This window comes from Butyrivibrio proteoclasticus, assembly GCF_900115735.1.
In the GTDB taxonomy this organism is placed as follows: Bacteria; Bacillota; Clostridia; order Lachnospirales; family Lachnospiraceae; genus Butyrivibrio; species Butyrivibrio proteoclasticus_B.
Genome location: NZ_FOXO01000003.1, coordinates 61140 through 81576, shown reverse-complemented (window position 1 = coordinate 81576; position 20437 = coordinate 61140). Strand labels below are relative to the sequence as shown.

17 protein-coding genes and 1 other RNA gene are annotated in these 20437 nt (G+C 38.8%); 15 read left to right on the top strand and 3 right to left on the bottom strand.

Annotated features, from left to right (window positions below; all coding sequences use genetic code 11):
* The first annotated feature begins 37 nt into the window (after positions 1 to 37).
* From BM146_RS02805 to BM146_RS02780, 6 genes are all read left to right on the top strand, one after another.
* Positions 38 to 1081, top strand: coding sequence for an ABC transporter ATP-binding protein (locus BM146_RS02805; RefSeq protein ID WP_074884055.1), 1044 nt, complete (start codon positions 38 to 40; stop codon positions 1079 to 1081).
* A 20-nt stretch (positions 1082 to 1101) separates the two neighbouring features.
* Complete coding sequence (locus BM146_RS02800) at positions 1102 to 1980, top strand: carbohydrate ABC transporter permease (RefSeq protein ID WP_074884052.1); 879 nt, start codon at positions 1102 to 1104, stop codon at positions 1978 to 1980.
* 11 nt (positions 1981 to 1991) lie between these two features.
* Positions 1992 to 2831 carry a carbohydrate ABC transporter permease gene (locus BM146_RS02795; protein WP_074884049.1) on the top strand — a complete coding sequence of 280 codons (840 nt, stop codon included), beginning with the start codon at positions 1992 to 1994 and terminating at the stop codon, positions 2829 to 2831.
* Between the two features lie 131 nt (positions 2832 to 2962).
* Complete coding sequence (locus BM146_RS02790) at positions 2963 to 4285, top strand: ABC transporter substrate-binding protein (protein ID WP_074884046.1); 1323 nt, start codon at positions 2963 to 2965, stop codon at positions 4283 to 4285.
* 482 nt (positions 4286 to 4767) lie between these two features.
* Positions 4768 to 6078: an MBL fold metallo-hydrolase gene (locus BM146_RS02785; RefSeq protein WP_074884043.1), complete on the top strand. Its 1311-nt coding sequence runs from the start codon at positions 4768 to 4770 to the stop codon at positions 6076 to 6078.
* 628 nt (positions 6079 to 6706) lie between these two features.
* Complete coding sequence (locus BM146_RS02780; RefSeq protein ID WP_074884039.1) at positions 6707 to 7594, top strand: ParB/Srx family N-terminal domain-containing protein; 888 nt, start codon at positions 6707 to 6709, stop codon at positions 7592 to 7594.
* Positions 7595 to 7960: 366 nt separating this feature from the next.
* On the opposite strand, the gene BM146_RS02775 is transcribed toward BM146_RS02780, so the two are convergent.
* Both BM146_RS02775 and BM146_RS02770 read right to left on the bottom strand, forming a co-directional pair.
* Positions 7961 to 9319: an MATE family efflux transporter gene (locus BM146_RS02775; protein ID WP_083413376.1), complete on the bottom strand. Its 1359-nt coding sequence runs from the start codon at positions 9317 to 9319 to the stop codon at positions 7961 to 7963.
* Between the two features lie 131 nt (positions 9320 to 9450).
* Positions 9451 to 10263, bottom strand: a complete 813-nt coding sequence (locus tag BM146_RS02770) for a hypothetical protein (RefSeq protein WP_074884036.1) — start codon at positions 10261 to 10263, stop codon at positions 9451 to 9453.
* Positions 10264 to 10404: 141 nt separating this feature from the next.
* Between BM146_RS02770 and thrC the strand changes: the two genes are divergently transcribed.
* From thrC to BM146_RS02755, 3 genes are read left to right on the top strand one after another with little or no spacing between them, the layout of a single operon-like run.
* Positions 10405 to 11898 carry a threonine synthase gene (gene thrC, locus BM146_RS02765; RefSeq protein WP_074884033.1) on the top strand — a complete coding sequence of 498 codons (1494 nt, stop codon included), beginning with the start codon at positions 10405 to 10407 and terminating at the stop codon, positions 11896 to 11898.
* A 4-nt stretch (positions 11899 to 11902) separates the two neighbouring features.
* Positions 11903 to 12244 carry a hypothetical protein gene (locus BM146_RS02760; RefSeq protein ID WP_074884030.1) on the top strand — a complete coding sequence of 114 codons (342 nt, stop codon included), beginning with the start codon at positions 11903 to 11905 and terminating at the stop codon, positions 12242 to 12244.
* A 26-nt stretch (positions 12245 to 12270) separates the two neighbouring features.
* Positions 12271 to 13641 (top strand): citrate/2-methylcitrate synthase, encoded by a 1371-nt coding sequence (locus BM146_RS02755; RefSeq protein ID WP_074884026.1) that lies wholly within the window; start codon positions 12271 to 12273, stop codon positions 13639 to 13641.
* A gap of 92 nt (positions 13642 to 13733) precedes the next feature.
* Here the strand turns inward: BM146_RS02755 and deoC are convergent, their stop codons facing one another.
* On the bottom strand, positions 13734 to 14393 hold the full coding sequence (gene deoC, locus BM146_RS02750) for a deoxyribose-phosphate aldolase (RefSeq protein ID WP_074884023.1): 660 nt from the start codon (positions 14391 to 14393) through the stop codon (positions 13734 to 13736).
* 90 nt (positions 14394 to 14483) lie between these two features.
* Here deoC and BM146_RS02745 point away from each other — a divergent pair, with 90 nt between their 5' ends.
* The 6 genes from BM146_RS02745 (at position 14484) to BM146_RS02720 (ending at position 20194) form a co-directional block, all read left to right on the top strand.
* Positions 14484 to 16307 carry an aminopeptidase P family protein gene (locus BM146_RS02745; RefSeq protein WP_074884020.1) on the top strand — a complete coding sequence of 608 codons (1824 nt, stop codon included), beginning with the start codon at positions 14484 to 14486 and terminating at the stop codon, positions 16305 to 16307.
* Positions 16308 to 16403: 96 nt separating this feature from the next.
* Positions 16404 to 16612: non-coding RNA, 6S RNA (ssrS, locus tag BM146_RS02740), on the top strand.
* A 69-nt stretch (positions 16613 to 16681) separates the two neighbouring features.
* Positions 16682 to 17599, top strand: coding sequence for a YihY/virulence factor BrkB family protein (locus tag BM146_RS02735; RefSeq protein ID WP_242949324.1), 918 nt, complete (start codon positions 16682 to 16684; stop codon positions 17597 to 17599).
* A 24-nt stretch (positions 17600 to 17623) separates the two neighbouring features.
* Positions 17624 to 18796: an AI-2E family transporter gene (locus BM146_RS02730; RefSeq protein WP_074884017.1), complete on the top strand. Its 1173-nt coding sequence runs from the start codon at positions 17624 to 17626 to the stop codon at positions 18794 to 18796.
* Between the two features lie 10 nt (positions 18797 to 18806).
* Positions 18807 to 19016 carry a hypothetical protein gene (locus BM146_RS02725; protein ID WP_074884014.1) on the top strand — a complete coding sequence of 70 codons (210 nt, stop codon included), beginning with the start codon at positions 18807 to 18809 and terminating at the stop codon, positions 19014 to 19016.
* Positions 19017 to 19093: 77 nt separating this feature from the next.
* The gene (locus BM146_RS02720; protein ID WP_143087410.1) at positions 19094 to 20194 is read left to right on the top strand and encodes an endonuclease/exonuclease/phosphatase family protein; all 1101 of its coding nucleotides are present in this window, start codon (positions 19094 to 19096) and stop codon (positions 20192 to 20194) included.
* Positions 20195 to 20437: the final 243 nt, after the last annotated feature.

The following is a 20437-nucleotide window of genomic DNA, read 5'->3' as shown; positions in this document are numbered from 1 at the left end:
CTGCACTGTAAATTTAGTTTAATTAGGGTAGGTAGAAATGGATATTAGAATTGAAAACTTAACAAAAACATATGGCAACCTTAATGCTGTAGATCACATGAACCTGTGTATTAAGGATGGCGAACTCGTAGGTCTTCTCGGACCATCAGGCTGCGGTAAGTCAACAACTCTTTTCATGCTCTCCGGACTTACAACTCCTACAGAAGGAAAAATTTATTTTGGTGATAAAGATGTTACATCTATTCCTCCAGAGGATCGTGAAATTGGACTGGTGTTCCAGAACTATGCATTGTATCCACATATGACAGTAGAGGATAATATCACATTTCCTTTGATCAACAGAGGTATGAAGAAGGCTCAGGCACGTGAGGAAGCCTTTGAAATTGCCAAAGTTGTAAAAATCGATGAATATATGAAGAGACGTCCAAGCGAGCTTTCAGGCGGACAGCAGCAGCGAGTTGCAATTGCAAGAGCACTCGTTAAAAAGCCTCAGGTTCTGCTTCTTGACGAACCTTTATCAAACCTTGATGCAAAACTTCGTGTTGCTACAAGAGAAGAGATCAGACGTATCCAGCAGGAAGTTAAGATCACAACTATTTTCGTTACACATGACCAGGAAGAGGCTATGAGTATTTCAGACCGTATCGCTGTTATGAAGACAGGTGTTCTTCAGCAGTATGAGGTTCCGCAGACAATGTATCTGAATCCTGCAAACTCTTTTGTAGCTAATTTCCTTGGCATGCCTGAAATTAACAACATTGAGATTGATGTTAAGGATGGTGTAATAACTGCAAACGGAATAGTTCTCAGAAAGGGAGTTTCTCTTGCTGATGGACATTACAAGGCTGGTATAAGACCTGAGTCATTCTTTGTTGATGATAACGGAGCAATTCTTGAGGTAAATAACATTCGTATGACAGGCCGTGACCTTCTCATCTTTACCAAGCTTGGAAACACTAACGTAAGAGTACTTGTACATTCATACATGCAGGTAGCAGTTGGTGATAAGTTTGGAGTATCTGTTCGCGATGGACATATTCTTGTATTTGATGACAATGAAATGCTTATTGGCAGATTCTGATTTGGAGAAGGGAGATTATCATGGACAAAAAGAGCTTTAAGGGGTATCTCTACCTCCTTCCATCAATAATCATTATGATCTGCTTTACTCTTTATCCTTTGGTAAGAGCGATTATTATGAGCTTTTTAGGTAACTATAGCATTATCAATGATGGTTACACTTCAATCGGCTTTGAAAATTATCAGGCTTTGTTTTCAGATCCTGATTTTGGAAAGTCACTTTTGAACACAGCAATCTATGTTATCTGCGTAGTGCCTGCTTCAATTATTTTGTCACTTCTTTTTGCAGTTCTTATCAATAGCTGCAAGAAATTAAAGGCATTATTTCAGACTATATACTTCCTTCCGTATGTTACCAGCGTAATTGCAATCGGTATTGTATGGAGATGGATGTTTAACAGTAACTATGGTCTTATAAATTATGTGCTTAGCATTTTTGGAATTGAGCCTATCCAGTGGCTTAACCTTCCTGAATATGCAATGCCTGCACTTATAATATTTGCTATTTGGAAGAGCATGGCGTTTAATATCTTGATCTTCCTTGCAGGGCTTCAGACAATACCTGAAGATCTTTACAGAGCAGCCAGAATTGATTCAACACCACGCTTTCGTGTGTTTACAAGAATTACTGTTCCTTCACTTGCGCCTATGATTGTTTATTCAAGTGTCATCGGTATGATCGGAGCATTTAAGGTTTACAATGAAGTATTTTCACTGTTCCAGGGCAAGGCAGGTCCAGCCAACAGCGCAATGACAATTGTTTACTACATTTATGATAAGTTCTACAACAGCTATAAATATGGCGTTGCTGCCGCAGGTAGTGTTGTATTGTTCCTGATAATACTTGCGCTTACACAGATCCAGCTCAGAGTAACTGGCGGACGTAAGGGTAAAAACTAAGGGAGGGCGCCATGAAGAATAATAGAAAAGTTGTAAATATAATCGCGGAAGTTTTAAAGTATGTAATCCTCGTTGCGGGTTCAGTATTTACTATACTTCCTTTCATCTGGATGATATCTTCATCGCTTAAGACACCGGCTGAACTTGTTCAGGTTCCACCTGCACTTTTCCCGGAAGTACCTCAGTGGCTCAACTATAAGTCAGCCTGGGAGGCAGCACCATTTGCAAGATATCTTGTAAACACAATTATTGTTACAATATGCACTACAGCCGGAGTTTTGGTTACAACAGTTCTTTCTGCATTTGCATTTTCAAGATTGAACTTTCCTGGAAAGAAGACAGTATTTTCACTGTTTTTGGCAACACTTATGATTCCCGGCGAGATGCTTATCATCACAAACTATGAGACAATCATCAAACTTAAATGGATTGATTCATATAGGGCTATGATCGTGCCTTGGATTTCAAGTGCGTTCTACATTTATCTGCTTACAAGATTCTTTATGCAGGTTCCTGAATCACTTTACCTTGCTGCTAAGGTTGATAAGTGCTCAGATTTTAAATACATGATCAAAATCATGGTACCTATGAACAAACAGGCTATTTTCTCAATTGCGATACTGAACATTATCAGTTCATGGAATGCATTCCTGTGGCCACTTCTTGTTACTAACTCACAGGAGATGAGAGTTCTTTCAAATGGTCTTGTTCGTTTCCAGACAGAGGCAGGCTCTTCAACAGAACTTATAATGGCTGCTTCATGTATTTTGGTAATGCCTATCATAATTATCTATCTGTTCCTTAGAAAGTACATCATTGAAGGTGTAACAAGAAGCGGACTTAAGGGATAATACAAAACTATAGGCAGGTATTAAGTCAGGTCAACATGGCGTGAGCCGTTGATGATAACATCTTGAGTAATGATTCAGGATGTCATATGTATTTTAAGTACCCGTATGGGCAAAGAAGGGAGAATTTTCAAATGAAAATGAAAAAGTTAGGTGCAAGTATTCTTGCTACTATCATGGCAACATCTATGCTTGCTGGCTGCGGACAGAGCAGCACACAGACACCTGAGACAACATCTGATGCACAGGTTACAGAAGCTACAGAGGTAGCATCTGACGCTGCTACAGCCGCTGATGAAGCAGCTGCTACAAAGTCTATCGAGCCTACAGAGATCACATTCTGGCATTACATGACAGGTAATCTTGAAGAGACTCTTACAGCACTTACAGATGAGTTCAATTCTACAAACGAGTATGGTATCACTGTTACTCTTGTAAACCAGGGATATGCAAGTGACCTTCAGACAAAGCTTCAGGCTAGTGCTGCAGCAGATGCACTTCCAGATCTTACACAGGCTTACAACAACTGGCTTACACCTTATCTTGACAAGATTGTTCACCTCGATGATTTTGTTGCTAACGATTTCGACAACTGGGATGACATTGTAGAAGCTTACCGTGGTGAGTGCTCAGAATTCGGATTCGTTCACGCTGTACCATTCAACAAGTCAACATACGTTCTTTTCTACAACAAGACACTCTTTGATGAACTTGGAATTGAAGCTCCTAAGACATGGGCTGATGTAGAAGCTGACGCTAAGATCGTAAAAGATGCTAAGGGAATCGCTTTCATCGGATATGATGACAGCACAGGTGCTATCGAAGCTACTCTTAAGCAGAATGGTGAGAACTTCGTTGATGAGACAGGTGCTTTATTTGATACAGACGGTGGCCGTGAGGCATTTGAGTATCTTTCAAACCTTTACAGCAATGGATATGCTCGTCTTGTTGGTGAAGATGGATACTTCTCAAACGTAATCAGCAACCAGAACATTGCCAGCTACGTTGGTTCTTCTGCAGGTGTTTCTTACATCACAGCAGAAGGATGGGAACTTGGTGTAGCTCCACTTCCAGGAAACAAAGTAAACGCAGCTAACATGGCAGGAACAAACATCGTTATGTTCTCACAGGATACAAACAAGCAGCTTGCAGCTTGGGAGTACCTCAAGTTCCTTACAAGCACAGAGTCAACATCTAAGTGGGCTGTTTCAACAGGATACCTTCCAGTAAGACAGTCAGCTTATGAGACAGCTGAATACAAGGCATACATGGAGGAGAACATCTGCGCAGCAGCTTGCTATGAGCAGTCTAAGGACTTCTTCTACTCACCAACATTTGACGCATCAAACGACATCAGAAACAGCGTTTCTCCTGCATTCGAGCAGCTCGTTCTTGACAAGGCTGATGCTCAGACCTGGTTCGACACAATCCTTAGCACAATCAATGCACAGTATTAATGATATACGCGTCATAAGTCAAATGTGTTAGCAAGCTTGCTTGCGTAACACAGTTTGACTTCATGACCGTAACAAGAATGAGTAAAAAAGATATGCGAGCGAAGCGAGCATATCGATTTACGAATTCTTGTAGCCTTGGCATCAGCCAAGGCGTGTATCATTAATTGTTTACAAGAAAAAGTAAAAAGATATGCGAGCGAAGCGAGCATATCGATTTACGAATTCTTGTAGCCTTGGCATCAGCCAAGGCGTATATCATTATTTGTTTACAAGAAAAAGTAAAAAAGATATGCGAGCGAAAGCGAGCATATTGATTTACGAATTCTTGTAGCCTTGGCGTTAGCCAAGGCTACAAGAATCACAGGGGCCTTCTACTTTGTAGTAGGAGGCTTTTCTTATCTAATGGAATGGAAGTTTCATTGGATAAGAAAGGCTTTCTTCATGAATGCCCTGAAATGTTAATTAGTTAAGGAGTAATTGGTATGACTAATCTTAAGTTTTATAGCGGGTTACGTGAAATAGGCGGTACAGTTGTTGCTGTAGAAACTGATAAGGCAATCTGTATCTTTGATTTTGGATATGCTCATGCTGACAGAATAGATGATAAAGTTAAGGTCAGAAAAGGCAAAGAGACAATAGACCTTGTAAGACTTGGAGTTCTTGACAAAGTTGATGGGATATATGAGGAAAAAGATGCTCATGAACTTGGTCTTAAGGCATATGGTGAAGTTGATAAGGAAGTGTTTGTTATCATTTCTCACATGCATATCGACCATATGGGAGGCCTCGGAAGCCTTGCAAGTAAACTTCCTGTATATATGAGCAGAGACTCAGCAGTTCTTTATCATGAACTTGGAGTTATGGGAGAACTTGAGCTTAGAGAGCATGAGAACGTACTTCCTATTGATTATGATGCTTCTATAACTGTAGGGGACATCAAGGTTACTTGTGTCCAGGTTGATCATGACGTTTTAGGTGCCTGTGGATTTATCATTGAGACTGATGATGGAAAGCTATGCTATACAGGCGATTACAGATACCACGGATATCACCCTGAAATTAGTAAGGCTTTTGCTGAAAAGTGCAAAGGTGCAGATTACATGATAACTGAAGGAGTTACCATAAGTTTTGGGGATGTAGATATGTTATCGCTTGAAGGTCCTGTAAGAGATAACAGTGAGTGGACCTTACTAGATGATATGAAAGCTCATGCCATCGAAGAGAATGGTCTTATCGTTATAAATAATTACAATCGTAATGTTGAACGAGTTCATAGAATGATTGGTGCATTAAAAGAGTGCGGAAGAGTATTCGCCCTTGAACCTGCGCAGGCTGATTATGTTGCGGCTTTTTATCCTGAAGATTATTTTGAAGTATATCTTCCTGATGGAGGAGAACTTAATGCTCCATTATTAAAAGGGAAAAAAATTGTTACAAGAAAAGAGCTTATGGCTGATGCAGGTAAATATATCCTTCAGCAGGATTATAAGAATGTATATGAACTCTTTGACCTTAAAGAATGCATTTCCTTATACCTGCATATGGACGGAGCACCTCTCGGGGACTATGATCCTTCGTTTAAAAAGTTCTATGACCTTTTAGATGTGCTTGGACTAAATTATACAAAGTGTGGACTGGGCGGACATGCTGAGCCATATTATCTCAGAAGTACAGTTGATGAGATTGCACCAAAGACACTTATACCGCTACACAGCTTCAGACCTGAACAGTTTAAGTCTGAAAAAGTTGAAAAGATAATTCTTCCACAGGAGGGAGAGACAATTTCATTCTAAACTATAAGACTTCACAAATTATACTTTCTTGTAAACGTATGCAGCCGAGCTGAAAGTGTAGGTATAGCTCTGCTCACTCTGATATTTTTCAATGTGATAAATTGGATATAAAACACCCACAAAAGACTTGTTTCATACTTATTCAGAACACAAGTCTTTTGTGGTTTTATTTATATCCATTTATCATCATTTCAAAATAAATCGTTCACATCACTATGCCTACACTTTCAGTTCGTCTGCTGTTCTTGCAAAAAAATTATTCTTTATATGTGTAGTAAACCATAAATCCAGAAGTGCCCATAACTTCGGATAGAGCGATTTAGTATGAGCAATAGAGACAGTTAATATAAAATAAAAGCCTTGTTTTCTGTTTTGAATAATCATGAAAGAAAACAAGGCGCATTATTTAATATTTACTGTGTCTTTGCGAATACTCCGAGATCTATCCGAAGTTATGGGCACTTCTGGATTTTATGCCACTCGCAAGAAAGTATGAGAAACGTTTTGTTCTGCTAATTTTCATAGTAATTTAATCGCAATTTTATATATGTTAACGAGGAAAAAAGACATGAATGTTATAATGATGACGTCAACTAAAAAACGTGCTTTATTGTATGGAGTAATGTGAATGGCGAGCAGTAATTCTTTTGATCAGTTTATTAGTGATGAAATTGAAAAAGGTAAAGGCCTATATGTTCCTGTTAAAGCGAGCCGTTTCGAGCGTATGTTTGTGAAATGGCATGATTGCAAGGAGCTTCATCCAAATCCTGATGATGAGTTTAGTGATCCTGCTATAGGTCCAAGCTATAGAATAATAGCTGACTATGAAAGGAAATTCAGGGAAAGATTAAAAATGGGTGAGGTGCCAATAAGCGAACCACTTATCGTTGGCAAGGTTCACCCTGAAGGCTACATGCTCATTAATGGTCACCACAGATGGGCAGCCGCTTTGAAAGTTGAAATCAAAAAGGTTCCTATAAAGATCATCAACATGATGAGTGAGGAGGAACTTCAAAGAATAGTTGAATCATCACAGCATGATAAAAGAGTCACCATGGACCTGGACGAAGTAGTATTCAAGAGCAGATGGGACAATTACATTGAAAAAGAAACAGGATTCCACTTCGGTTCCAGAATAAAAAAGAAAATGATGCTCGGAATTCCGGCACTTTTCAATTATCTGACCACTCATGGTTATGACATATTTGTATACTCATCCGAGTTCTATTCCATTGATGACATAAGGCGCTACTTCAACAGATTCTTCGTTCATGTGGATGGAATCATAACAGGAACCGGAAAAAAGAACGTAAAGTTCTCCGAGTCCCAAAAGACCGTCATGAACCTCATCAAAAACAAGTACGCAAAAACGATCCACATCGACAATGACTCTGTCATCTGCACTCACAGCGGAACAGGCGACTTCGAAGAATACGGCCTCGAAGTCCCAGGCTCCCTATGGTCCAAAAAGGCCATCGAGATCATCGAAAAAATAGATGCCCCACACGCAGAGTAGGCAACCACCCCGGAGAGAACCATTTGCGTGTCTAAGAGAGTTTAGATAAGTTTATGAGCATTCAAATTTCCTCTTTGGGATTCCGCTTTTGGATCACATGTCTGAGCCGCTGACACCAGGCACTTTTAGGAACATTGGGCTCCCTTTTTCTCTGACAGGAAAAATGGCGTTTTCTTGCGACAGAGAAAAATGAAGCCCACAGTTCCATAAGTGCCGGTAGTCAGCGGTGAGTTTGATCCAAGGAATCCCAAAGCGGAAATTTGTTGCCATAAACTTCTAAACTCGAAATGTCACGCAAATGGTTCTCTCCGGGGTGGTTGCCTACTCTGCGGGTGGGGCACTACTGTCAGGGATGGAGCGATGGCGTTAGAATAGGCCTTGGCGCCAGGACTTTTGGTGGTAGCGGATGAAGGCGGTGACACCGACTATTGTCCAGGTGATGCCAGTGGATATCCATAGGCCCCAGGGTCCGAGGAAGGGAAGGGAGCAGAAGAAGGCGGGGAATATTACTCGGCCGATCATTTCTGAGATGCCGGATATCAGTGGGAATTTGGCATCGCCAGCTCCGTTAAGAATTCCGCGGCAGACGTAGATTGTTCCTAGTGGGAGATAAAAGCTTGAGAGAATTCTCATGGCTGTTTTACCAAAAGCTATTACTTCAGGCTCACTTACAAATACTCTCATGAGGAAATCTCCCAAAATCCACATAAGAGGAATCATAATAAGGGCGTATACGCCCATCATTGTCATGCCAACTCGGTAACCTTTCTTTACTCTGTCACCTTTTCTGGCACCAATATTCTGGCCTGAGTAGGTTGACAAAGAATCTCCAAGAGCTTTGAACTGCATATTTACGAGGTTTTCAATTTTGCTTGTAGTAGTGAAAGCAGCGATAACAACTGCTCCAAAAGAATTAATGACTCTTTGGAGTATGACAAAGGAAAGTGCTATTAGTCCGCTTTGAAGCGCCATTGATCCACCTAAAGCGTAGCATTTGATTATTATATCTTTGTCAAGTACGAAATCTCTTTTTTCAAATTTAAAAACAGGATTTTTCAAGAGCGCATATCCAATTGAAAGTACAGCGGATAGCGCTTGAGCTGTTATGGTGGCTATAGCAAGCCCCTTTACCCCAAGATCAAAGTAAATAACAAAGGCAAGATCCATCAGGATATTAAGAACACTGGAAACAATAAGGAAATAAAGAGGTGTTTTGGAATCACCGATTCCTCGCATGATGTAGGAAATTGTATTATAAAGAGCTGTGCCTATAAAGCCTATGCAGGTTACAGACATGTATATTACTGAGTTTTCAAGGATTTCATCAGGAGTTTTTAAACCATAGATCAGCACAGGGCGGGATAAAGAAGCACCGAGACATCCCACGAATATAGATGTTGCGCTCACCATAAAGAAGGCATTTGTAATTGTTTTTCTTACACCGTCATTATCGCCTGAGCCAAAGAACTGAGAAACAATAATACCTATTCCTGTAGCAAGCCCGTTTCCAAGTGCAAAAAAGAGATTTGTTATATGGCCGGTTGAACCTACTGCAGCAAGAGCGTTGGAATCAATGAACTTTCCTGCGATAATGGTATCTACAATATTGTAGAACTGCTGGAAGATATTTCCTATCATCATCGGTACCATGAAGCTTATGAGAAGACTGAAGGTATCGCCATTTGTCATGTCTTTTGAATACTTTTGTGAAATGGGATTTGCCATATGAAATGATACTCCTAAATTTGATAAAAAATGCTGCCGTGGGGAAAGAAAGAAAAACCCAGGCAGCAATTTTAGTTTAGTACATAGAACTAAAATAATCTAATTAAAATTTGATATATCCACATATAGAATTATGATTTAATGCTATTGTTTTTTAATGCGTAAATTTTCTTTGGGATTTTTACTTTTAAATATAGGTCGGCGTACTGCGAAGCGCTGAGATCTTCGATATAGTTTAACTGATATTTTTTATTTATCCCGTTCTTCATAAGAATATCTGCAGCTTTATTATAAGCTATGGCAGCTTCAATCTCAGAATTGTACACGCCTACAACGTAATTACTTTTTATGTGGATGAAGGTTTTGTATCGGATAAATCCTTTGTGGGCAAACTGCCTTACACCGTGGTAACGATTGAGAATAATTATATTTTCATATCTTAAATCAAAAGGATCGTCATTTGCAAAAAGATAGTCTCTGCCGGATACGGCATAACTCTTTATTCCATAGCGCTGCATAATAGATATCTGGCTTCCGTAATCTGCGACAAAAAGATGCCCTCCGCGTTTCATAATCTTGTGTGATGAGTAGTAAAAAAGATCATCTATATCAAATTTCAAGATTTCATCAGGAGATAAGTAGTAAAGAAAGTATTTTTTTTCAAGATAGATTGGATTGGGGATATATATGCCTTTGTCACGAAAGTTAATTAATATCACGCACTTTTCAAAGGGAAGATTCATTCCTTTTTTGTAGGAAGAAATTACAAAGCTTTCACTATGGAGAATGTAGTAGCTTTCATCATAAACAGCACTGGCTTTTTTTAGAGTTGGATATGAGCCAAGTGAAATGTGCTTTCCATTGTAGATTATGGATGTTCTGTAAGACGGTGTGCCGTTTTTTAAAGCCGTCTTATACACTCCGGTATGTTCTCTTTGCTTCAAAAGTAGTCCCCCGCTATTTACTTTACTAATTCAAAGTGCTAAATTATTATGGATATACTGTTTGGCAGTATGGTATACTAACCATGTAGTGCGTGATTTACATCACAACACTATTTTATCAACAAAAGAGGAGTGAAGGCAATGGCAAAGGAAGTTTTGTACAGTAGCACAAGAGGAGCTTTAGGCAGTATTCATGCATCTGAAGCTATCTTAAAAGGTCTTGCGGGCGATGGTGGTTTATATGTTCCGGATCATATTCCACATCTTGAAAAATCACTTAAAGAAATTGCATCTTTAAGCTACCAGGAAACGGCTTACGAAGTAATGAAGTTATTCCTGACTGATTATACAGAGGAAGAGCTCAAATACTGCATTACACATGCATATGATTCCAAATTTGATACACAGGAGATAGCTCCTTTAACAGAAGCAGACGGAGCTTTTTATCTTGAGCTGTATCATGGTTCAACTATTGCTTTTAAGGATATGGCTTTGTCAATTCTGCCTTATCTTATGGTTACAGCTGCAAAAAAGAATAATGTAAAAAATGAGATAGTTATTCTTACAGCGACAAGTGGAGATACAGGAAAGGCTGCGCTTGCAGGTTTTGCAGATGTTCCAGGCACAAAGATTATTGTCTTTTACCCCAAGCACGGTGTAAGCCCTATCCAGGAAAAGCAGATGGTTACACAAAAAGGTGCTAACACATGCGTTATAGGTATCGAGGGTAATTTCGACGATGCACAGACAGGTGTTAAAAAGATTTTTACAGATCCTGAGCTTGCAAAAGAAATGGATGGCAAGGGATTCCAGTTCTCATCAGCAAATTCTATCAATATTGGACGACTTGTTCCTCAGATTGTTTATTATGTTTATTCTTATGCAAAACTTCTTAAAGAGGGCAGAATTGCAGATGGCGATTGCATAAATGTAGTTGTTCCGACAGGCAACTTCGGCAATATTCTTGCAGCATACTATGCCAAAAATATGGGTGTGCCTATTTCAAAGCTTATTTGTGCATCCAATTCAAATAAGGTCCTTTTTGATTTCTTTAAGACAGGTGAGTATGACAGAAACCGTGATTTTGTTCTTACGGCATCACCTTCGATGGATATCCTTATTTCATCTAACCTTGAAAGACTGATTTACCATATTTCTGGTGATAATTCTGCAAAAGACGCTGAGTTTATGGAAAAGCTTTCTAAGGATGGAAAGTATGAAATCACAGATGAAATGAGAGGAAAACTCACAGATTTCTTTGGTGGTTATGCTTCTGAAGAAGAGACATTTGAAACTATTAAAAATCTTTTTGATAAGACAGGATATCTTATTGATACATACACAGCTGTAGCAAGCTGTGTATATAATAAATACGTAAAAGAAACAGGCGATAAGACTGTTTCAGTTATTGCTTCTACAGCAAGCCCATACAAGTTCACCAGAAGCGTTATCAACGCTCTTCAAATTGCAGAAGAGGGCAAGGACGACTTTGAACTTGCTGATAAGCTCAGCGAGGTTTCAAAGGTTGAAATACCTGAGGCTGTAACCTCTATCAGAACAGCTGACGTATTACACAAGACAGTAGTAAATAAAACAGAAATGGAGAAGGCAGTAAGGAAATTCCTTGGCCTGTAAGTAAATGGATTCATTCAGTAATATATTCGATATTTTGATTGTTTTTGGCGGCGTAATCATAATTTATTATGCCGAGCAGATGAAAGCTAATGATATAATAAAAGTAGGAATAATGGTTCCTCCTTCAGTTAATGTCAAAAAAATGAAAGACAGGGAAGGCTTCAAGACTTATGCTTTCCCAAGACATTTTTTGCAGGGACTGATACTGATTGTATTAGGACTTGTGGGAATCGGATGTGACTTGTATGCAAGACCTGACCTGCATGCTATTGTTTACATTATTGTTCTTGCATTCTATATCATTGGTAATCTCTTTATTGAGAAAGGGAAAAAGAAATTCTACTAAAAATGCTTATATAACAGGAGGTGCGTATGGATTTAGGAAAAGGGTACTACTCGGATAACACACCGGAGATTGTTGAGTTATCTAAGCTTTCAGAAGCTGCTGATCAGATTGAGAATGATCTTTTTATCAAGTATGATGTTAAGAGAGGACTTAGAGACTTAAACGGAAAGGGTGTACTTACCGGTCTTACAAGGATTTCAGAGATCATTGCCAAAGAGGTTGTTGATGGCAAAGAAATACCGAAAGACGGTGAAATATACTTTAGAGGCTATGATGTCCACAACCTGATCGATGCTGCAGTTAAAGAGAACAGATTTGCGTTTGAAGAATGCGCATACCTTCTCTTATTTGATAAACTTCCTTCTGGAAAAGAGCTGTTTGAATTTGAAAAATTACTTGGATTTTATAAGAGTCTTCCACCGAGCTTTGTAAGAGATGTCATCATGAAGGCTCCAAGCCGTGACATGATGAACACCCTTGCAAGAAGTGTTCTGACTCTTTATGCCTATGACGATCTTGCTGATGATGTTTCACTTCCTAATGTACTTAGGCAGTCACTTCAGTTGATCAGCATGTTCCCGCTTTTATCAATTTACGGGTACCATGCTTACAATCATTATCATGAAGGCAATTCCCTTATTATCCATCCGCCAAGGGAGGAACTTTCTACAGCAGAGACGATTCTTTATCTGCTTAGACCTGACAGCAAGTATACGGAGCTTGAAGCCAAGCTTTTGGATATTTGTCTGGTGCTTCATATGGAGCATGGCGGTGGTAACAATTCATCTTTTACAACTCACGTAGTGAGCTCGAGCCTTACGGATACTTACTCCGTTATTGCAGCTGCAATTGGTTCTTTAAAGGGTCCTCGTCACGGTGGCGCAAACATCAAGGTTGTGCACATGGTTGATGATATTGAGGAAAATGTAAAAGACTGGAAAGATGAAGAAGAGGTAGGAGCGTACCTGGACAAGATTTTGAATAAAGAGGCATTTGACAGATCAGGACTGATTTACGGTATTGGTCATGCTATTTATTCTAAATCTGATCCAAGAGCTATGATACTAAAGAGCTTTGTAGAAAAGCTCGCTGTTGAAAAGAAAAGAGAAGATGAACTTGCTCTTTATGAAATGATAGAGCGCCTTGCACCAAGAATCATCAGCGGTGAGAGGAAAATGTATAAAGGCGTAAGTGCCAACGTGGATTTTTATTCTGGTTTTGTTTATAGAATGCTTGAACTTCCGGAAGAACTTTACCCGACTATTTTTGCTATTGCAAGGATTGTTGGATGGAGTGCACACAGAATGGAAGAACTTGCTAATAATGGTAAGATAATAAGACCTGCGTATATGGCTATAGAGCCACGAAAAGAATATGTTCCTATGTCGGAGCGATAATTAGAATAACATGTAAAAAACTCACGCAGACAAAACTGTGTGAGTTTTTTTATTGGCATTCTCCTAGGGAGACATGTATTTTCTGATTAGAATTAAAGGTTATATTTTGCTGCGATAAGCGGAGCAACCTTTGAAGAACCAATACGGCTGCAGCCTGCATTTGCATAAGCAAGAGCATCCTCTATTGTACGGATTCCACCAGCAGCTTTGATCTTAACATCAGGACCAATGTGCTTTTTGAAGAGTTCGATATCTTCAAGAGTAGCGCCTGCGCTTCCAAAGCCTGTTGAAGTCTTGATATAGTCTGCCTTAGCTTCTGTAACGATCTTGCAAAGCTCAATCTTTTCTTCTTCTGTAAGATAACAAGTCTCGATGATAACTTTAAGGAGTTTATCTCCGCAAGCCTCACGGATCATCTTAAGCTCTTTTCTTACCTCATCGTATCTGTGATTTTTAACATCACTGATATTTACAACAGTATCAATTTCGTCTGCACCATCAGCGATAGAATCCTTTGCTTCTACAACTTTTGATGAAGTTGAGTTGTAACCAAGAGGGAAGCCAATAACTGTGCAGAGCTTTAAGCTGTCGCCATATTTATCGTGAACTCTTTTAAGATATGTCTGTGGGATGCATACGGTAGCAGTTCCGTATTTAACTGCTTCATCGCAAAGTGCAACGATCTGCTCCCATGTGGCATCAGCCTTTAAAAGTGTGTGGTCAATAAGCTTTAAAATATCTTTTTCTTCCATAACAACTCCTTTTTCAAATCAAGAATGTATTGATAATTATATACTTAAATCATAAAATATAAAATAGTGTTTTGCAGGAGGATTTATTAAATGGCAAAAGAGAATACAGTTATAAAAGACAGACTTGAGAAATTGCGCGCTGCAATGGCAAAAAACGGCATTGATTACTATATTATGCCAACTTCAGACTATCACAATTCTGAATATTCTGCAGATTTCTTCAAAGTAAGAGAGTATTTCTGCGGATTTGACGGATCTAACGGAACACTGGTAGTATCACAGAATTTTGCAGGAATGTGGACTGATGGAAGATATTTCATCCAGGCAGAGAATCAGATGAAGGGCACAGGAGTAGAACTCTTTATGATGCTCAATCCGGGTGTTCCTACAATTGCAGAATTTCTTTTTGACAATATGAAAGATGGAGAGACATTAGGCTTTGATGGAAAAGTTATATCAACCAGTGTTGGTGAGAATTATGAGAAAAAGCTTTCCGGCAAAGCTGTAAAATACAAGATCGATAAAGATCTTGCTGAGGATGTCTGGACTGACAGACCTGCACTTCCTTGTCACGATATGTATGTACTGTCTGACGAGCTTTGTGGCAGATCATTTAAGGAGAAGCTTGCAAATGTCAGAAGCAAGATGAGAGAGTTCGGAGCAACTGCCCATCTGTTAAGTAAGCTTGATGATATCATGTGGCTTACAAACCTTCGTGGAAGCGATGTTGAATGCAATCCTGTTGCGCTTGCTTATGCATATATTACTTTTGACAGATTTGTTCTCTTTGTTCAGGAAAAAGAGGTGACAGATGAAGTAAGAGCATACTGCGACAAAGTGGGCATCGAGCTCAAAGATTATCATGAGGTAATGAATTTTATCTCAGAAGTTAAACTTGATGGAAATGTTCTTTGCGATAAGAGAAACACTAATTTCCTTACATATAAAACACTTCTTGACAGAACAAAAGAGGCAGGAGTTCTTTTGAAAAATGAGAAAGACCCTACCGAGATTATGAAGGCTGTTAAAAATGACACTGAACTGAAAAACATCAGAGAAGTATATTTAAAGGACAGCGTTGTTCTTACCAAGTTTATTTATTGGGTAAAAAAGAATGTTGGAAAGATTCCTATGACTGAGTATACTGCTGCTGAAAAGCTTGATGGCATGAGAGCAGAACTGCCGGGCTTTATAGAGCTTTCATTCCCTACTATCAGCGCTTACAAATCTAATGCTGCAATGGCTCATTATGAGGCTACTAAAGATAACGCAGCTGAAGTTAAAGCTGATGGTATGCTGCTTGTTGATTCAGGCGCTACATATATGGGCGGAACAACTGATGTTACCAGAACTATAGTAGTGGGTGAGATTTCAGATGAAATAAAGAAGCACTACACAGCAACTGTAATGGGAATGCTTAACCTTGCATCTTCCAAATTTATGGAAGGCTGTACCGGCAGAAACGTGGATACTTTTGCAAGAATGGCACTTTGGGAAATGGGCATTGATTATAACCATGGAACAGGGCACGGAATCGGATATATGCTTAACGTTCATGAGGGACCTCATAGCATCAGATGGAGATTCAATGAAGGCATGCATGAAGCAGTTCTTCAGCCGGGTATGATAGTTTCTGATGAACCAGGCGTTTACATTGAAGGAAGCCACGGTATTCGAATTGAGAATATTGTTGAGGTAGTTGAAAGAGAAACTAATGAGTATGGAAGATTCCTTGGATTCGACCATCTTACTTATGCACCTATTGATCTCGAGGCAATTGATAAGAAGTATATGCAGCCTAAGGATATTGAAAAACTCAACAATTACCACAAGATGGTTTATGAAAAGGTGTCTCCTTTCATCGATGATGAAGATGTAAAGAAGTGGTTAAAAGAGGCTACAAGGGCAATTTAATAAGTTTAAGTTTTCATAAAAATAGTGTTAAAAAACGTGAAGCCCCTTGAAAAATAAGGCGTTTTGAATATAATAGAGTTTAGAAGTACACAAGTACTTCTCCTGGGGTGTCCGACATCTCCTGTGTAATTTGAACCTACATTACTTTAAACGGGACTCCTACATCACCATTTTTTATGTCACGCCTTCGGCTCTGCGCATGCGCAGAACAAGCTTTGGGAGAGGAAGACAGCGATAATGGTTGCGGTAACCCACCTGGCGTTAGCTAGGAGTCAAATAACAGGAAACGGCATTTTGGGGTCAATTAGGAATCAAAAGCAGCCATGAAATAGTGGCTGCTTTTTCCTTTTGTACTGCCAATAGGGAGATTTGTTATGAATGTAAAAGCTGCACTTATAGCAATGGGAGTGGACTTTGCTACGAAAATGCAAAAAAAGAATATCGCAGCATTTGCAAGCAGCACAGCTTTTTTTCTTATACTTTCTTTTATCCCCCTGCTTCTTTTGATTACATCTATATTGCCATACACTACAGCTACCAAAGAGGATCTGGTGCGAGCTATTATTCAGGCTACACCGTATTTTGCCCATGATATCATTGTAAGACTTGTTGACGAAGCCTATATGCAGTCTCCGGCTATATTGTCTTTTTCTGCTATCATAACTATCTGGGCGGGATCACTTGGAATGCTAGCTCTTATCAGAGGGCTTAACTGTATCTATGACATTGATGAACGAAGAAATTATTTTTATTTAAGACTCATTGCTTCGGCTTATACATTGGTAATGATCGTTATCATGCTCCTTATGTTGGTGCTCATGGTTTTTGGAAAACTGATAGAAGGATTTTTTATTAAATTGTATTTGCCGGTTTCATATGTTTTTACATTTCTGGTTAATTTTAGATTTATACTTGTTATAGGAATTGCGCTTTTTATGTTTGCACTTATTTATACCTATGTTCCAAGTGCAAAATTTAAATTTATATATCAGCTTCCGGGAGCAGTTTTTTCAGCAGTTGTCTGGTATGTCTTTTCATGGATATTCTCTGTTTATGTTGATCTGACTGACAACTATTCTCTTTACGGGAGTCTGGCTACGCCTGTGATCATGATGTTTTGGCTGTATTCCTGTATGTATATTTTTTTTATTGGGGCTTTTATCAACAGATTTTTTCATCCTGCGGTTAAGCTTTTATATCAGGACCATCATCAGAAAACAGTTAGGAAAAAAGCTAAAAAGAAAAGTACAAAGCAACTGAGAAAACCCAGAAAATATGATGAATTTGGATGATCATTTTCCTTTAAGGAGGTAGTTATGAAATTCAATGGTAAGTGGTTTAAGAAAAGGTGGGTGTCTTATTCGATTGCAACCTGCTCTGCAGTTTTATTTTATATGCTGTTGTCACATCTTCCTGAAATTTTTCGTTTATTTGGGGATTTATATGGATTTATCAAACCTGTGGTTATAGGAGCAGTAATAGCATATATTTTTGATCCGTTAGCCCGTACTTTTAACGGCTCTGTTTTTAAAAAAATCAAGAATGAAAAGACAAAGTGGAAGCTATCGGTTGCGACAACAATAGTTGTTATCATAGCCGCGGTAGTTCTTTTGTTTGTTGCACTTATTCCTCAGGTTGCAGACAGCGTGGCGACTTTTGCCTCGAATCTGGGATCATACATAGCTTCATCACAGCAGTTACTCGATAGCTTTGAGAGTCAGTCCGGCAATAAGGTCTTGGGAATAGACATTAGCGGACTTGCTGGTCTTGGTGAAAGAGCTCTTGATAATATTAGTAAGTATTTTACAAATCAGCAGAATATGCAGAATATTTTGGATGGATCTTTGAATGCTGGAAAAGGCTTTTTTGATGCGGTTATCGCTTTTATTCTGGCAATTTATCTTATGCTTGATAAGCACAGACTTATAAATGGAATATCAAGGGTTATGAATCTTGTATTAAAAGAGAAAACATATACTAATGCAGGAGACTTTCTTGCGAGATGTAATCAGATTCTCATCAGATATATAAGCTTTGATATTATTGACGGCGTTATCGTGGGTGTTATCAACTTCATATTTATGCTTATTACAGGAATGAATTATTCTGTGCTTATTTCAGTAATTGTTGGAGTTACCAATCTTGCTCCTACATTTGGACCTATTGTTGGTGCGGTCATTGGCGGATTTATCCTTGTTCTTGTAAAACCATGGCATGCAGTATGGTTTCTGATATTTACGATCATATTACAGACAATAGATGGTTATGTCCTTAAGCCCAAGCTTTTTGGCGAGAGTCTTGGTGTATCACCTCTGATGATCCTGATCTCCATTATTTTGGGAGGCAGATTATTTGGAGTTGTAGGAATTCTTTTAGCCATTCCTTTTGCAGCAATAATAGACTTTGTTTGGAAGGACTATTGCCTTAAAAAACTTGAGGAAAGAAAGCTAAAGAGTTACAATAAGGTCATAAAAGAAAAAGATGTATAGGAGGGGGACTATGACAGAATTTGTGGATGCTGCAATTGAATTTGCTAAGGATAAGTTTGATCATGTCATGAAGATATGGAACGGCTTTGATGATGATCAAAAAAAGCTCATGATAGGATGTGCTGTTGCTTGTGTCTGTGTTATAGTTGTAGCTTCAGTATGTTACGGATTAGGAAAAGCAAGAGGTAAAAAACTTGCTCTTATGGAAGAAGATTTTTAAAAGTATTTTTTAGAAACTTCCGTTTGCCAGGTGTTCGTAAGATTCCTGGAAACGGAAGTTTCTTTTTTGGAGGAAATGTGAAAAAGATCGTTAAACCATTTATCATTACAGTTTGTTCTGCTTTGGCTTTTGTTTTGCTATTGTTTGTCACAATACTGGGTTATCTTACTATGGATGAGTATAAACCGGATGATGTAGAAAAGCTGGAAATTGAAAATTATGGCGGCAAAACAATAAAAACCAATAAGTCTATCAGGATAATGACATGGAATATTGGATATGGAGCCCTTGGGGACAATGCTGATTTCTTTATGGATGGTGGGCAGATGGTAAATACTGCAACATATGATAGAGTCAGACATAATCTTGATGGAATTATTGACAGAATAGATGAGATAAATCCTGATATTTTAATGGTTCAGGAAATGGATCGAAATTCTACAAGATCTCATTTTGTAGATGAATATGAGTATATACAAAAAAAATCCGGAAGCTTTGTTGTTAAGAACCAGAGCACATTCGCTTATAATTATAAAGTTTCTTTTGTGCCGTATCCTATTCCACCTATAGGAAAAGTAGAGGCCGGACTTGCAACTTACAGCTCATTTGTGATAGATGATGCCAAAAGAATCCAGCTTCCATGTCCTTTTTCATGGCCCCTTAGAACCGGAAATCTTAAGAGGTGCCTTCAGGTAATGAGAATGCCTATAGAGAATTCTGAAAAGGAACTTGTTCTCATAAATCTTCATTTGGAAGCTTACGATGATGGAGAAGGCAAGATAGCCCAGACCAATATGTTAAAAGATCTTATGAGGGACGAATTTAATAAAGGAAATTATGTGATAGCAGGCGGAGACTTTAATCAGGTCTTTTCTAATATCGATATCAGCAGTTATCCGGTATTGGAAGGTAACTGGGAGGCAGGGATAATTGATGTGTCAGATTTTGGTGCTGATTTCAAATTTTTGACAGATGCTTCCAATCCGACATGCAGATCTTTGGATAAAGTGTATTATGATACAGAAGATAAATCACCTGAGGCGTTCCAGTATTACGTTATAGATGGATTTATAGTTTCCAGCAATGTTGAGGTTCAGAGCCTTAGAACGCATAATACTGTTTTTCAGTACTCGGATCACAATCCGGTTAGCATGGATGTGATGCTTATTGATAACTGATTTGGTTACTGTTCACTCGCATACAGCTCGCTCCAGTAACCACTTCGCGCATTCATTCCAAATCGACTTCGTCGATGGAATGCGCTCACTCCCGTATCAAGTTCTCACGAAATGCGCAGCTTAGTGCGCATTTCTGTCTGAACAGTAACCTGATTTAAACAGACGATATTACATATAAATAGTGACAGTTGACGTTTTTTTGAATATAATAATATTACATGATATTTCGTGAAAGGGGACTGG

Bases quoted from the DNA above. Each gene is read 5' to 3' on its own strand.
- BM146_RS02730 (WP_074884017.1), top strand. From the start codon at position 17,624: ATGAAATTCAATGGTAAGTGGTTTAAGAAAAGGTGGGTGTCTTATTCG.
- BM146_RS02780 (WP_074884039.1), top strand. From the start codon at position 6,707: ATGGCGAGCAGTAATTCTTTTGATCAGTTTATTAGTGATGAAATTGAA.
- BM146_RS02800 (WP_074884052.1), top strand. From the start codon at position 1,102: ATGGACAAAAAGAGCTTTAAGGGGTATCTCTACCTCCTTCCATCAATA.
- BM146_RS02755 (WP_074884026.1), top strand. From the start codon at position 12,271: ATGGATTTAGGAAAAGGGTACTACTCGGATAACACACCGGAGATTGTT.
- BM146_RS02790 (WP_074884046.1), top strand. From the start codon at position 2,963: ATGAAAATGAAAAAGTTAGGTGCAAGTATTCTTGCTACTATCATGGCA.
- BM146_RS02785 (WP_074884043.1), top strand. From the start codon at position 4,768: ATGACTAATCTTAAGTTTTATAGCGGGTTACGTGAAATAGGCGGTACA.
- BM146_RS02745 (WP_074884020.1), top strand. From the start codon at position 14,484: ATGGCAAAAGAGAATACAGTTATAAAAGACAGACTTGAGAAATTGCGC.
- deoC (WP_074884023.1), bottom strand. From the start codon at position 14,393: ATGGAAGAAAAAGATATTTTAAAGCTTATTGACCACACACTTTTAAAG.
- BM146_RS02725 (WP_074884014.1), top strand. From the start codon at position 18,807: ATGACAGAATTTGTGGATGCTGCAATTGAATTTGCTAAGGATAAGTTT.
- BM146_RS02735 (WP_242949324.1), top strand. From the start codon at position 16,682: ATGAATGTAAAAGCTGCACTTATAGCAATGGGAGTGGACTTTGCTACG.
- BM146_RS02775 (WP_083413376.1), bottom strand. From the start codon at position 9,319: ATGGCAAATCCCATTTCACAAAAGTATTCAAAAGACATGACAAATGGC.
- BM146_RS02760 (WP_074884030.1), top strand. From the start codon at position 11,903: ATGGATTCATTCAGTAATATATTCGATATTTTGATTGTTTTTGGCGGC.
- BM146_RS02795 (WP_074884049.1), top strand. From the start codon at position 1,992: ATGAAGAATAATAGAAAAGTTGTAAATATAATCGCGGAAGTTTTAAAG.
- thrC (WP_074884033.1), top strand. From the start codon at position 10,405: ATGGCAAAGGAAGTTTTGTACAGTAGCACAAGAGGAGCTTTAGGCAGT.
- BM146_RS02805 (WP_074884055.1), top strand. From the start codon at position 38: ATGGATATTAGAATTGAAAACTTAACAAAAACATATGGCAACCTTAAT.